This window comes from Streptomyces sp. NPDC029164 (assembly GCF_055563995.1).
Map to the genome: position 1 here is coordinate 115,903 of NZ_JBVHWW010000021.1, position 13,911 is coordinate 129,813.

Annotated in this window: 9 protein-coding genes; 1 reads left to right on the forward strand and 8 read right to left on the reverse strand. The window is 73.3% G+C overall.

Going from position 1 to position 13,911, the window contains the following annotated elements; genetic code table 11:
- The first annotated feature begins 30 nt into the window (after positions 1 to 30).
- Positions 31 to 5,376, forward strand: a complete 5,346-nt coding sequence (gene pulA, locus ACZ4VT_RS21425; RefSeq protein ID WP_467951726.1) for a pullulanase-type alpha-1,6-glucosidase — start codon at positions 31 to 33, stop codon at positions 5,374 to 5,376.
- Here the strand turns inward: pulA and ACZ4VT_RS21430 are convergent.
- From ACZ4VT_RS21430 to ACZ4VT_RS21465, 8 genes are all read right to left on the reverse strand, one after another.
- On the reverse strand, positions 5,363 to 5,899 hold the full coding sequence (locus ACZ4VT_RS21430; protein WP_467951727.1) for a GNAT family N-acetyltransferase: 537 nt from the start codon (positions 5,897 to 5,899) through the stop codon (positions 5,363 to 5,365). The genes pulA and ACZ4VT_RS21430 overlap by 14 nt on opposite strands.
- Before the next feature lie 34 nt (positions 5,900 to 5,933).
- On the reverse strand, positions 5,934 to 6,635 hold the full coding sequence (locus tag ACZ4VT_RS21435) for a TetR/AcrR family transcriptional regulator (protein ID WP_467951729.1): 702 nt from the start codon (positions 6,633 to 6,635) through the stop codon (positions 5,934 to 5,936).
- Between the two features lie 23 nt (positions 6,636 to 6,658).
- Entirely contained in the window at positions 6,659 to 7,705 is a 1,047-nt protein-coding gene (locus ACZ4VT_RS21440) for a PDR/VanB family oxidoreductase (RefSeq protein WP_467951731.1), read from the reverse strand.
- A complete protein-coding gene (locus ACZ4VT_RS21445; protein WP_351291561.1) occupies positions 7,702 to 8,601 on the reverse strand; it encodes a metal-dependent hydrolase in 900 nt (299 codons plus the stop codon). The genes ACZ4VT_RS21440 and ACZ4VT_RS21445 overlap by 4 nt, the downstream gene beginning before the upstream one ends.
- A 91-nt stretch (positions 8,602 to 8,692) precedes the next feature.
- A complete protein-coding gene (locus ACZ4VT_RS21450; protein ID WP_467951733.1) occupies positions 8,693 to 10,093 on the reverse strand; it encodes a hypothetical protein in 1,401 nt (466 codons plus the stop codon).
- 227 nt (positions 10,094 to 10,320) lie between these two features.
- A complete protein-coding gene (locus ACZ4VT_RS21455; RefSeq protein WP_467951735.1) occupies positions 10,321 to 12,261 on the reverse strand; it encodes a hypothetical protein in 1,941 nt (646 codons plus the stop codon).
- 80 nt (positions 12,262 to 12,341) lie between these two features.
- Positions 12,342 to 13,139 carry a tyrosine-protein phosphatase gene (locus tag ACZ4VT_RS21460; protein WP_467951737.1) on the reverse strand — a complete coding sequence of 266 codons (798 nt, stop codon included), beginning with the start codon at positions 13,137 to 13,139 and terminating at the stop codon, positions 12,342 to 12,344.
- Between the two features lie 34 nt (positions 13,140 to 13,173).
- On the reverse strand, positions 13,174 to 13,761 hold the full coding sequence (locus tag ACZ4VT_RS21465; protein ID WP_467951739.1) for a rhomboid-like protein: 588 nt from the start codon (positions 13,759 to 13,761) through the stop codon (positions 13,174 to 13,176).
- Positions 13,762 to 13,911 lie beyond the last annotated feature (150 nt).

The window sequence follows — 13,911 nt, forward strand, 5'->3', positions numbered from 1 at the left end:
CCGTGCGACACGTACACAAGGAGACCCGCCTTGATACGCCCTGCCGCAGGAGTGCTCGCCGCCGCCCTGGCCGTGACGCTCCTGCCCGCCCTCCCCGCCGCGGCCGCCGCCGCGAAGCCGCCCGCCCCGCCCTCGGACGCGAAGCTGGCCGCCGAGCCGGCCCGGCACGACCTGACCCGGGAGCAGTTCTACTTCGTGCTCCCGGACCGGTTCGCGAACGGCGACCCGCGCAACGACCGGGGCGGCCTGACCGGCTCCCGCCTGGAGACCGGCCTGGACCCGACCGACAAGGGCTTCTACCAGGGCGGTGACCTCAAGGGGCTCACCGACCGGCTGGACTACATCAAGGGGCTCGGCACCACCGCCATCTGGATGGCGCCGATCTTCAAGAACCAGCCGGTGCAGGGCAAGGGCGACGACGTCTCGGCCGGCTACCACGGCTACTGGATCACCGACTTCACCCAGGTCGACCCGCACTTCGGCTCCAACGCCGACCTGGAGCGGCTGATCGACACGGCGCACGGGAAGGGGATGAAGGTCTTCTTCGACGTCATCACCAACCACACCGCCGACGTCGTCGACTACCGGGAGGCCTCCTACTCGTACCTGTCGAAGGGGGCGTTCCCGTACCTGACGAAGGACGGCGTGCCCTTCGACGACAAGGACTACGCGGACGGGAAGGGGAAGTTCCCCCAGGTGGACGGGGAGTCCTTCCCGAGGACGCCCTTCGTGCCGGACGGGAAGAAGAACCTCAAGGTCCCGGCCTGGCTCAACGACCCGACGATGTACCACAACCGGGGTGACTCCACCTTCGCCGGCGAATCCTCCGACCAGGGCGACTTCTTCGGCCTCGACGACCTGTGGACCGAGCGTCCCGAGGTCGTCGAGGGCATGGAGAAGATCTACGAGAAGTGGGTCAAGGACTTCCGTATCGACGGCTTCCGGATCGACACCGTCAAGCACGTCAACACCGGGTTCTGGACCCAGTGGGCGACCGCCCTCGACGCGTACGCGGCGAAGCGCGGCCGGGACGACTTCTTCATGTTCGGCGAGGTCTACTCCGCCGACACCGCCGTCACCTCCCCGTACGTGACCCGCGGGCGCCTCGACGCCACCCTCGACTTCCCGCTCCAGGACGCGATCCGCGCGTACGCCTCCCAGGGCGCGGGAGCCGGCCGGCTGGCCTCGGTCCTGGCCGACGACTACCGGTACACCAGCGACAAGGCCAACGCCTACGAGCAGGTCACCTTCCTGGGCAACCACGACATGGGCCGCTTCGGCACCTTCCTGAAGCAGGACCGGCCGGGTGCGCAGGAGCAGGAGCTGCTGGGCCGCTACCGGCTGGCCAACGAGCTGATGTTCCTCTCCCGGGGCAACCCGGTGATCTACTCCGGTGACGAGCAGGGCTTCACGGGCGCGGGCGGCGACAAGGACGCCCGCCAGCCGCTCTTCGCCTCGCAGACCGCCGACTACCTCGACGACGACCAACTCGGAACGGCGCGCACGCATGCGAGCGATGCCTACGATCCGGGACACCCGCTCTACCAGCAGATCAGTGCTCTCGCGAAGCTGACCAAGGCCCACCCCGCCCTGCGCGACGGCGTCCAGAGCGAGCGCCTCGCCGACGGCTCCGTCTACGCCTTCGCGCGCACCGACGCCCGCAGCCGCACCGAGTACCTGGTCGCCGCCAACAACGGAGCCGAGTCCCGCACCGTCGACATCGACGCCCCGGCCGGCGCCCAGTACCGCACCCTCTACGGCGGCACCGCCCTGCTCCGCGCCTCCGCGGCGGGCAAGCTCACCGTCCCCGTCCCGGCCCTCGGCTCCGTGGTCCTCCAGGCCCTCGCGCCCGCCGCCAAGCCCGCCGCCAAGCCGGCCCTCACCCTCAAGGCCCCGGCCCCCGGCGCCACCGGCACCGTCGAACTCTCCGCCGACATCACCGGCGGCGGCCTGAACCGGGTCGTCTTCGCCGCCCAGAGCGGCAACGCCACGTGGCAGGTGCTCGGTTCCGCCGACCACGCGCCCTACAAGGTCACGCAGCACGTCACCGCCCCGGCCGGCACCGCCCTGCGCTACAAGGCCGTCGTGGTCGACGCCGCCGGCCGCACCGCGAGCGCCCTCGCCGAGTCCGCCGCCGGCCAGGCCCCGCCCACCGAGGTCCCCACCGCCACCCAGCGCGACTACGCCGTCGTCCACTACAACCGCCCCGACGGCGACTACACCGGCTGGCGGCTCTACGCCTGGGGCGACCTCGCCGACGGCGAGGCCACCCCCTGGCCCGAGGGCCACGACTTCACCGGCCGCGACGCCTACGGCGCCTTCGCGTACGTCAAGCTCAAGCCCGGCGCCTCCTCCGTCGGCTACCTCGTCATCGACAAGGACGGCAACAAGGACGTCGCCGCCGACCGCACCATCGACGTGACGAAGACCGGCGAGATCTGGCTGGAACAGGGCAAGGAGCCCGCACGCACCGACCGCCCGGCCTACCCGCCGCAGGACCAGGCCAAGGCCGTCCTGCACTACCAGCGCCCCGACGGCGCCTACGACGGCTGGGGCCTGCACGTCTGGACCGGCGCCGCGACCCCCACCGACTGGTCGAAGCCGCTGCTCCCCGTCCGCACCGACTCCTACGGCGCGGTCTACGAGGTCCCGCTCGCGGCCGGCGCCACCAGCCTCGGCTACATCCTCCACAAGGGCGACGAGAAGGACCTCCCCTCCGACCAGTCCCTGGACCTGAAGGCCACCGGCCACGAGGTCTGGATGCTGGGCGGAAAGGAGAAGTACCTCCTGCCGCAGCCCGCCGGTTCCTCCGCCGCCCTGGACCTCACCAAGGCCCAGGCCGTCTGGATCGACCGCGACACCCTCGCCTGGAACGCCCCCGCGGCGGCCGCCTCCGTACAGCTCCTCGCCTCCCGCGTAGGCGCCGTCAAGGCCCAGAACGGCGCCCTGCACGAGGGCGGCGCCCAGTGGCTCCGCCTGACCGGGTCCGCGCTCACCGCCGCCCAGAAGCAGACGTTCCCGCACCTGGCCGGGTACGCCACCTACACCGTCGACCCGCGCGACCGCGACCGCGTCCGCGAGGCCCTGCGCGGCCAGCTCGTCGCGAGCGCCCGCACCGCCAACGGCGCCGTCCTCGCCGCCACCGGCGTCCAGCTCGCCGGAGTCCTCGACGACCTGTACGCCAACAACGCCGCCCTCGGCCCGGTCTTCAAGGACGGCCGCCCCACCCTCTCCGTCTGGGCGCCGACGGCCCGGCAGGTCTCCCTCGAACTCGACGGCCGCACGGTCGCCATGCGCCGCGACGACGCCACCGGCGTCTGGTCGGTGCGCGGCGAGCGCTCCTGGACCGGGAAGCCGTACCGCTACGCCGTCACCGTCTGGGCCCCGACCACCGGGCAGATCGTCCGGAACCTGGTCACCGACCCGTACTCCACCGCCCTGACCGCGGACTCCACCCACAGCCTGGCCGTGGACCTGGCCGACCCGAAGCTCGCTCCGCCCGGCTGGAAGGACCTGCGCAAGCCCGCGGCCGTCCCCTTCACCTCCGCGCAGATCCAGGAGCTCCACATCCGCGACTTCTCCGCCCTGGACCGCACCAGCACCCACCCCGGCCAGTACCTGGCCTTCACCGACACCTCCTCGGCGGGCATGCGGCACCTGCGCGACCTGGCCGCCGCCGGAACCTCGTACGTCCACCTCCTCCCGGCCTTCGACATCGGCACCATCCCGGAGAAGCCCGCCGACCGCACCCAGCCCGCCTGCGACCTCACGGTGTACGCGCCGGACTCGCAGGAGCAGCAGGCGTGCGTGGCCGCCGCGGCCGCGAAGGACGCGTACAACTGGGGCTACGACCCCCTGCACTACACCGTCCCCGAGGGCAGCTACGCGAGCGACCCGAACGGCACGGCCCGTACGGTCGAGTTCCGCAGGATGGTCCAGTCCCTCAACGGGTCCGGGCTGCGCACGGTCATGGACGTGGTCTACAACCACACCGTCGCCGCGGGCCAGTCGGACAAGTCCGTCCTCGACCGCATCGTGCCCGGCTACTACCAGCGGCTGCTGGCCGACGGTACCGTCGCCACCTCCACCTGCTGCGCCAACACCGCCCCCGAGAACGCCATGATGGGCCGGCTCGTCGTGGACTCGATCGTCACCTGGGCGAAGGAGTACAAGGTCGACGGCTTCCGCTTCGACCTCATGGGCCACCACCCGAAGGCCAACATCCTGGCCGTCCGCAAGGCCCTCGACGGCCTGACCCTCGCCAAGGACGGGGTCGACGGCAAGAAGATCGTGCTCTACGGGGAAGGCTGGAACTTCGGCGAGATCGCCGACGACGCCCGCTTCGTGCAGGCCACGCAGAAGAACATGGCCGGAACCGGCATCGCCACCTTCTCCGACCGGGCGCGCGACGCGGTCCGCGGCGGCGGCCCCTTCGACGAGGACCCGCGCGTCCAGGGCTTCGCCTCGGGCCTCTTCACCAGCCCCAACTCCTCGCCCGCCAACGGCACCCCGGCCGAGCAGAAGGCCCGCCTACTGCACGCCCAGGACCTGATCAAGGTGGGTCTGTCGGGCAACCTCGCCTCGTACGCCTTCACCGACACCACCGGCCGCCGCACCAAGGGCTCCGAAGTGGACTACAACGGGGCCCCGGCCGGATACGCGGCCGCCCCCGGCGACGCCCTCGCCTACGCGGACGCCCACGACAACGAGACCCTCGCCGACGCCCTGACCTACAAGCTCCCGCCGGCCACGAGCAACGCGGACAAGGCCCGCATGCAGGTCCTGGCCATGGCGACGGCCACCCTCTCGCAGGGCCCGGCCCTCTCCCAGGCGGGCACGGACCTGCTGCGCTCCAAGTCCCTGGACCGCAACTCCTACGACAGCGGCGACTGGTTCAACGCCATCCAGTGGGACTGCCGCAGCGGCAACGGCTTCGGCCGGGGCCTGCCCCCGGCCGCGGACAACGCCCCGAAGTGGCCCTACGCGAAGCCGCTCCTGACGGGCCCGGCCCCCACCTGCGCGGACATCACCGCCACCGCGGCGGCCCACCGCGACCTGCTGAAGATCCGTACCACCGCGCCGGAGTTCGCCCTCACCACGGCGGAGGCGGTCCAGTCACGGCTGGCCTTCCCCCTCTCGGGCAAGGACGAGACCCCGGGCGTGATCACCATGACCCTGGGCGACCTGGTGGTGGTCTTCAACGCCACCCCCACCGCCCGGCCCCAGCGCGTCCCCGCCCTCGCCGGCACCGCCTACCGGCTCCACCCGGTCCAGGCCGCCGGCTCCGACCCCACGGTCAAGCGGTCCGCGTACGACACCACGACAGGAGAGTTCACCATCCCCGCCCGCACCGTCTCGGTCTTCAAACGAGGCTGAGCTCGTCCAGTCGCTTCTCCAGCAGGATCACCCCGTAGGTCCTGCCGTCCTTCCCCGTCTTGTTGGGGAGCTCCCCGACCACCCGGTAGCCCGCACCCCGGTAGTACGCGAGCAGCCGGGGGTTGGTGGAGACGCAGTCCAGCCGTGCCCGCTCCCGTCCGGTCCTGGCGATCCGCCGCTCGGCATGTTCGAGCAGGCGGCGCCCGGCGCCGGCGGGGGCGGCTTCGCGTTCCACCATCAGCCGGTGGACGTAGCCGGCCACCGGGGGCTGGACGCCCCAGGCGTCCTCGTCGGACCACCACAGCTCGTAGGCGCCGACGACCCGTCCGTCGCAGTCGCCGCCGAGCCACACCTCGCCGTCGCCCATCCGCGTGCGGAAGTGGGCGGCGTCCTTGTCGCCGGGCTTCCACTGGTCGATCCCGTGCTTCTGCATCCAGCGGGCGGCCTGGTCGTGCAGCCGCACCAGCGTGTCGGCGTCCTTCTTCGCGGCCTGCCGGAACAAGATCCCGTCGTCAATGATCACGCGGGCATTATCGGTGATCGGGAGTCACCGATGATCAAGGGCTCGGAACGAGCCCGCCGAGACGCCCGACCAGTTCTCCGAACGGCCCGTCGGCCGGCTCGTCGGCCAGGATCCGTACGAGGATCCCCGCCATCTCCGCGTCGTAGGCGGCGCTCACCGCGGCCAGCGCGGCGAAGTCGTGCACCAGCTGCAGTTCCAGCTCGGCGCGCGGGATGCGGCGCCCGTCCAGCCAGATCAGCGCGGTGGACTCGGCGAGCGACACCCAGGACCGCACCACGAGCTCCAGGCGCGCCGGGGGATCCTCCAGTCCGATGCCCAGGTGCGTGAGGATCTGCTCGTACGCCGCCTGCCGGACCTCGTCGATCATCGCGTTGGCCCGGCTGCTGCCGGCCGCGGGACCGCCCCGCATCAGCGCGGAGAAACCCGGCCCGTGGTCGTCGACGAAGGCGAAGAACCGCCCCATCACCCGCAGCAGCCGCGCCCCGAGGGGCCCCTCCCGGGGCTCGACGAAGCGCTGCGCCAGCTCGTCGGCCGCCCGGCGCAGCGCGGCCTCGTACAGGCTCAGCTTGCCGGGAAAGTAGTGGTAGACGAGCGGCCGGGATATCCCCGCGGCCGCCGCGATCTCGTCGATCGACACATTGTCGGGCGACCGGTGGCTGAACAGCTCCAGGGCCACCCCGATCAGCTGTTGCCGCCGCTCCTCGACACCCATCCTGCGTCGCACCCCGGTTGTCATGCGGACACCCTACTGGGGAGCGTTCACAGGTCCAGGACGAGGCGGTCCCCCTTCGCGCGCGAGACGCACAACAGCATCGAGTCCGCCCGCTCCTGGTCCGTGAGGAGCTCGTCGCGGTGGTCCACCGCACCGGCCAGCACACGGTGTTGGCAGGTCCCGCAGAAACCCTGCTCGCAGGAGTAGGGGGTGGCGGGCAGTTCCCGGCGCACCGCGGCCAGGGTGGTCTCGTCCGCGGCGACCTCGACGACCCCTCCCGAGCGGCGGAGTTCGACCGTGAAGGGGTTCGCCGGGCCGGGCGCCGCCGCCGGCGCGAAGCGTTCCAGGTGGACCGCCGCCGGGTCCGGGGCAGCCGCCGTGACGGCCAGCATCAGCGGCTCGGGGCCGCAGCAGTAGACGGGCGTGCCCGGCCCGGCCGTGGTCAGCGGTGTCAGGTCGGGTCGGCCCGCCTCGTCCTCCGGGACCACCGTGACCCGGTCCCCGTAGGCGGCCAGTTCCGTCAGGAAGGGCATCGAGGCGCGCGAGCGGCCCCCGTACAGGAGGGTCCAGTCGGCGCCGGCCGCCGTGGCGGCCCGGAGCATCGGCAGGATCGGGGTGATGCCGATGCCGCCCGCGACGAAGACGTACGAGGGCGCCGGGACCAGCTCGAAACGGTTGCGCGGCGGGCGCAGTTCCAGTTCGGCGCCCTCGACCAGCTGGTCGTGCGCCTCGCGGGAGCCGCCGCGGCCGTCCTCGGCCAGCCGGACCGCGATGGTGTACCGGCCGCCGTCCGCCGGGTCGCCGCACAGGGAGTACTGGCGGACCAGGCCCGAGGGCAGGGTCACGTCCACGTGCGCGCCCGGGGTCCAGGCCGGGAGGTCCGGTGACTCCAGGGTCAGTTGCAGGACGCCCTCGGCCGGCTGCGTACGGGAGACGATCAGGGCGCGCAGCGCACGGCGCGGGGAGTGGCCCGACACCGGTGTCTCCAGGGCCGGCAAGGGCCAGAGCGGGGATCTGCCGATGCGGCGGTTCAGGGCGCGCCGGGTCACCCAGGCGGCGCCCGCGACCGCCGTGACCGCGAGGGCGCGCCTCATGCCCGCACCCCGCCGTTCGCGCCGGGGGAGGCGGCCAGGTAGGCCACCGCCTGGGCCGTCGAGCCCTCCTGGGAGGGGTGGTACGTGCGGGAGAGGTACTTCGGTATGGACTTCAGCATGGCGCCGCTGGTCGGCAGGACCCCCTGCCGCCCCGCCCGGAAGAACTGTCCGAAGGAGGCCTTGGCGGCGGCGTCCAGGTGCGGGTCGTTCTCCATGAAGAAGCGGACTCCGCGCTGCCACAGGAAGACCAGCGCGGTGAAGGCGGTGGCCCAGGTCCGGGCGCGGCGGCGGTAGTTGCCGTCCACGTGCATGAAGAGGTCGAAGGCCACCGAGCGGTGCTCGACCTCCTCGGCCCCGTGCCAGCGCAGCAGGTCCAGCATGGTGGGGTCGGCGCCCCGCCGGTCCAGGGCCTCGGCGTTCAGCACCCAGTCGCCCAGGAACGCCGTGTAGTGCTCGATCGCCGCGATCATGGCGACCCGCTCCATCAGCCACCAGTGCCGGGCCCTGCCCGGCGGGAGGGTGCGGTCGCCGAGCAGCTTCTCGAACAGCCAGTCCACCTGCGCGGTGTACGGGGTGGGGTCCAGCCCGAGCCGCTTCAGGTGGGGGAGCACGTCGTCGTGCGCGGCGGCGTGCATGGCCTCCTGGCCGATGAAGCCGACCACGTCCGCCCGCAGCCGCTCGTCCTTGATGTGGGGGAGCACCTGCTTGTAGACGTGCACGAACCAGCGCTCCCCCGCGGGCAGCAGCAGGTGCAGCACGTTGATCATGTGCCCGGCGAAGGGTTCGCCGGGCAGCCAGTGGAGCGGGGTGTCCTCCCAGCCGAAGGACACGTTCCGGGGCCTCAGGTCCACGTGTTCCGACGCCACGGGGGCGGGCGCGAGCGGCGTATTAGACATGGCGTCAATGTACTGATGGGTACAGGGAGTGAGAAGCCCCCTGCGCCGACTTCTCGCGCCGCCCCCGCCCACCGCCCCCGCCGGGCGGCGGCTAGCGCCCGGTGTTTCCGCTCACGAGCGCCCATTCGCGGTTCAGGGTGCCCAGGGGGATCTTGCGCTCGAAGACGGGCGTGCCGAACAGGGACAGCTGGAGGTGGAGGTTGCCGCTCAGGTCGAATCCGCCGTACAGCGCCCAGGCGCCGCTGACGGAGGTCTTGCCGTCACTGGACGCGCTCGCCTTGGCGTCGGCCTCGCCGCGCAGGTACGGGGCGAAGTCGGCGGTGACGCCGACGGCGCCGTAGAGGCCGACGGACGCCTCGGCGCCGAGCGCGCCCTTGACCTTGCCGGAAGCGGTGACGGTCGCCGTGACCGGCGTGCTCTTGACGCTGGACTGGCTGACCGGGGTCCAGCCCTTGCCGGCGGCGTAGCTGCCGCCGACCTTGAAGTCGCCCTTGACGTCCTGCTGGACGTCGAGGGTCACGCGGCCGTCGGCCTCCACCTGGATGTAGCAGGTCAGGTCGAGGTTGACGACGACCGGAACCGGACCGACCTGGATGACCGGAGAGCTGTGCAGCTTGGCGAAGGGGATCCGCTTGGGGGCTCCGGTGCTCGCGGCGGCGCGGCCCTGGAGCTTCCACTGCGAGGACCAGTCGCCGCTCATGCCGAGGAAGGCGCCGCGCGGGCCGGCGCCGCCGCCCGGGGTCCCGTCGTACGAGAACTCGACCTGCGGGGCGAGCTGGACGAAGCCGGTCACCGAGGCGCCGGCCGAGGCGGGGGCGTCCGGGGCGGTGTCGACGGAGGCGTCGACGTCGAGCCGCAGGTTCCCGAGCGGCAGCTTCGCGCCCTGGGGGCCGAAGCTCAGGCCCTGGCCCTTGGCCCAGGAGAAGGTGACGCCCTTCATCAGGGGCTCGACGGTGACCGCCGAGGGGTCGACGGGGACCTTGCCGTCGGCCTTGTCGTCGCCCAGGACGGAGTTCAGCGTCGTGGCGGCGGTCTTGACCTCGGTGCCGCGGTCGGTCTTGCCGACGACCTCGGTGACCTTGGCGAGCAGGCCGTTCGGGGCCCCCGGCGCCGGGGCGCTGGCGATGACGTCGCCCGCCGCGACCGGCTTGGCGGCCTCGGGGGACTTGCCCGGGGACGGCGTACGGGCGGGCCCCTCGGGGGCCGTGGCTATGACGGCCCGTCCGCTCTCCTTGTCGTAGGAGGCGACCTTCAGCGAGGACTTCTCGGTCTTGCCCTTTCCGTCGCCGCGGGACACGGCCGCGGGTGTGGGCGATCCCTGTGGCGCCGCGGCCACGTCGAGCTGCCGGGACGCGCCGTCGCCCGACGGGGCGAGGGTGGCGGGAGCGGCCGGTTCGGCGGCGCCGGTGTGGGGTGTGGAGGAGCAGCCGGTGGCGGCGAGCGCGAGGGCGGTCAGGCCGGGGAGCAGGAGGCGGCGGGCGAGCATGCGCACGTGGTTGACCTTCAGGCGGGTGAGGGGGGTGGGGGATTACCGACCGGTAACCGGAACCCGATCATGCCATGTGCGCGCTACGACCGTCATGTCCGGATCCCGCCAACTCCTCGGCCAGGCTTGGTCGTTGAATCTTCACCCGCCTCTGCGCCCCGGCCCGGTCTGCCTCCTTGCACGGTGTCCCCCGGCTGCCGCGGCGTCCCCGCCTACCGCGGCGTCCCCGCCGGCTACCGCAGCGTCCCCGCCTTCGTCCCGTCCGTGAGCTTGCCCGAGAGGTCCACCTGCGCACCGGCCGGCGCCTTGACCGCGAGCCGGTTGCCGTTCGCGGACCCGTTCACCCCGCCGCCCGACACCGACAGCGAGGCGAACTGCGCACTGCCCGCCGCCAGCACGTACCACTGGCCGGCACGGGACTTCCACAGCACGCCCGCCAGCACCCGCGGCTCCCGCGGCCCGCACGCCGCGGAACCCTCGGACTTGGCCGCCTGCGCCGCCGTCGCCGAGCCCGGGGCCAGGAACTGCGCCTGCACCCGGTCCGCCGCGCCCTGCCAGGTCTCGGCCCGCGTGCAGAGCCAGGTCGCCGTACCGTCGCCCTCCGGCAGCGGCTGCTTCGCGTACGTCCAGGCGTTGACCGCACGGACCCCGTGCGAGCGGACCGAGGGCAGCAGGCAGGCGATCTTCGACCAGTCGGCCAGTTCCGCGGCCTCCGTCACGTCGCGCTCGGCGCCGGGAGCGCCCGACGTCAGCCGGGCCGGGGTCAGTTCGCCGAGGTCGGTGATCAGCCGGGTGGTGCCGTCGCCGGTCAGGGCCAGGGCGTTCCAGCTCGTACAGCTGCCCGCCGGGGCCGGGCCCGCCACCGGGGGGGTCACCCCGTCCGGGGCCGGCTTCAGCACCGCCGCCGGGGCGCCGGGCTTGAGGAGGTCCCGCAGGGAGACGCCGGTGACCCAGGGCGCGGTGAGGTAGCGGACGTTGCCGTCGACCCGGCTGAGCACCAGCGCGGTCGCGGTGTCGGCCGAGGCGCCGTCGGTCCGGGCGAAGTCGAGGGCGGCGCCGGAGGTCCCGGTGCGCGGTTCGGCGTAGCGGACCACCCGCAGGCCGTCGTGGAACAGGACCACGACGGCCTGGTCGACGGCGCCCGCGAACAGCAGCTGCGCCGGTCCCATCGGCGGCCCGGCGGGGGTCCCCGGAGTGGCCGAGACGACCACGGAGGAGCCGGGCCGGGCCCAGACGGCCAGCGCCCGGCGCAGCAGGGCGGCGTCATCGGCGCGGTCCCCGCGGGCGGGCCAGGTGGAGAAGTCCGTACGGGAGGACGTGTGCCAGAGCGCGGGCGCGGCCCGGACCAGCTTCCCGGGATCCAGGGCCTGCTCGGCCGCGGCGTTGCGCGCGTAGAGCGGGGCCGCGGCCCCGTCCGAGCCCCAGCCCCCGCCGGGCAGCGCGAGCAGTGCCCCGCACACGGCGAGGGCGGCCGCGGCGGCCAGCCCGGCCCGGCCGAGCCGGCGCCGCCGCAGCAGGTCGGTGGGCCGGGCCTGGAGCACGCACGGGTCGAACTCGGGGGAGGCGAACAGGGCGTCGTTCGCCGGATCCCCGGACTCCGCGACGGCGGCGGCCGGATCCGGGACCCCGGCCTCGTCGAGCACCCGGAGCACCTCCGGCTCGGGCAGCCGCTCCAGGGCCCGCAGCACGCAGGCGGCCCGGCCGGGCCCGTCGAGGGTGGCCAGCCACTGGTCGAGGGCGAGCTCCTCGGCCCCGCCCGAGCGGGGGAACAGCCGCAGCCCCCACACCTGGGGGAGCAGCGGCGGGAGCTGCGCGCGCCGGGGGAGCGCCCGGAAGGTCAGCGGGATCCCCGCCTCCAGGGCGGCGCGCAGCACGCGGAGCCGGACGTAGGCGTAACCGGAGTCGTCCGCGCCGGCCCGCTGGCCCGGAACCCCTCCCTGCACGGCCGCCGCGGCCGCCGCGGCGTCCCGCCGCCCGCGCGGCAGCGCCCGCTGGACCAGCGAGTGGGCGGTGAGCACGCGCCGGTTGCGGCCGAGGGCGGGCGGCAGCACCAGATAGGCGAGCCGCACCAGCCGCGGGTAGTGCTCGACGATGGCGGCTTCGGCCTGCTCGACGTCCGGCGGCACGGGAGACACGGGAGGCAGGGAGCGGGTGGCGGTATCCGGCGCAGTCACGTTCAGCAGAACGAGCGAATCGTCGGATGGTCACCCGTCCGCAGTGCCTCCTTCGGGTGCGAGATTCCGGGGGTGTGGGGTCAGACCACCAGGCGGGCGCGCAGCGCGTCGACGGTCTCGTCGGGGACACCGAGCCCCTCGCGCACGTACTTCTCCATGGAGCCGTAACGCGTCTCCACCTCGTCCAGCGCCGCCTCCAGGTACGAGGGGAAGACGCCGATCAGCGCGAGCGCGATGTCCGGGTCCCCGCCGGCGGCGGTGAAACCCTCGATCATCGGGGCGAAGGCCTGCTTCACCGCGGGGTTGACGGAGAGGTATTCGGCCATCAGGGCCTCGTCGTCCGCTCCGAGCAGCGCCAGGATCACCGTCGCGCCCCAGCCGGTCCGGTCCTTGCCGGCCGTGCAGTGGAAGAGCAGCGGGCCCGCCGAGGGGTCGGCGGCCTCGGTGAGCAGCATCCGGTAGGCGGCCTGCGCGGAGACGGAGTTCACGAAGGACCGGTAGGTGTCGGCGAACAGTGCCTGGGCCTTGCCGCCGCCCAGGTGCTCCTCGGCCACGGCCGGGTCGGACAGCAGGTCCTTGAGCTGCGACGCGGGGGGCTTCTTGCCGGCCTCCCGCAGCTTGTCCGCGAGGACGTCGCCGATCAGCAGCCGGGCCCCGTCGGGTATCCGGTCGGGGTGGTCGGCGCGCTCGGCGTCGGTGCGGAAGTCGATGACGGTCCGCACGTCCAGGGCGGCCACCGCCGGATCGGCGTCGAGGTCGAGCCGGTCGAGCTGGCCGGAGCGCAGCACCAGGCCGGGGCGGACGGTGCGGCCGCCGGCGAGCGGGGTGCCACCGAGGTCGCGGAGGTTGGCGACGGTGGTGGAGGGGGTGGCGGTCATCGTGGCGGCTCCAGCGGTACGGTCATGCGGCGATTCAGGCAATTTTCTGATGTTTCGCCCCGGAAAGACAATCGAGGGCCAGCGAGACCCCGACGCCGATCCCGAGCGCGACCAGGTGGCCGGCGTCGGTGAAGGTGCGCCCGCGCTTCACCACGGGCGCCGCGGCGAGCACGAGCAGACCGGCCCGGGCGGCCGTACGGACCCGCCCGCGCGGCAGGGCCGAGGTCAGTGCGCCGAGCACGGCGTTGAAGCCGTAGCTCGTCCCCACGTCCAGGGAGCGCCGGGTCTGCGGATCGGTGGTCCTGCGCAGGACGCCGTACACGAGGAGGGTCGCCGTGGCGTGCCCGAACAGGAACACCGCGGCCGTCCACCAGGCGCCGTACGCGTACTCGGCGTACCCGAGGACGGCGACGAGCAGCAGGGCGTAGGGCAGGGGCATGGGCTCCTCGACGACGACGGCGCTGCTCAGCAGCGTCTCCCAGCGCCCGGCGGCGAGATTGTCGACATTCGTCGAGCAGGTGCGCAGCAGCCGCTCCCGCTCCGCCGGCCCGATCCGCTCCAGGGCGTACGCCCCGAGCTGGACCGCGCCGGCGTACACCGCTCCCAGTGGAATCGCGTTCACGCACCCATGATCGGATACCGCCCTCTGGCGGACACCGGCGGGCCCCGTGCGAACATGTCCCGGTCATGTCTGAGAAATCCGCGCCCCTGCGCGCCACGCGGGCCGCGATATTCGCGGCGATGTGTGTCGCTTTGGGTGCGGCGGGGCATT

What these genes read in the sequence shown, in the direction of transcription:
- ACZ4VT_RS21435 (WP_467951729.1), bottom strand. Translation starts at nt 6,635, where the DNA reads ATGACAACCGGGGTGCGACGCAGGATGGGTGTCGAGGAGCGGCGGCAA.
- ACZ4VT_RS21440 (WP_467951731.1), bottom strand. Translation starts at nt 7,705, where the DNA reads ATGAGGCGCGCCCTCGCGGTCACGGCGGTCGCGGGCGCCGCCTGGGTG.
- ACZ4VT_RS21445 (WP_351291561.1), bottom strand. Translation starts at nt 8,601, where the DNA reads ATGTCTAATACGCCGCTCGCGCCCGCCCCCGTGGCGTCGGAACACGTG.
- ACZ4VT_RS21460 (WP_467951737.1), bottom strand. Translation starts at nt 13,139, where the DNA reads ATGACCGCCACCCCCTCCACCACCGTCGCCAACCTCCGCGACCTCGGT.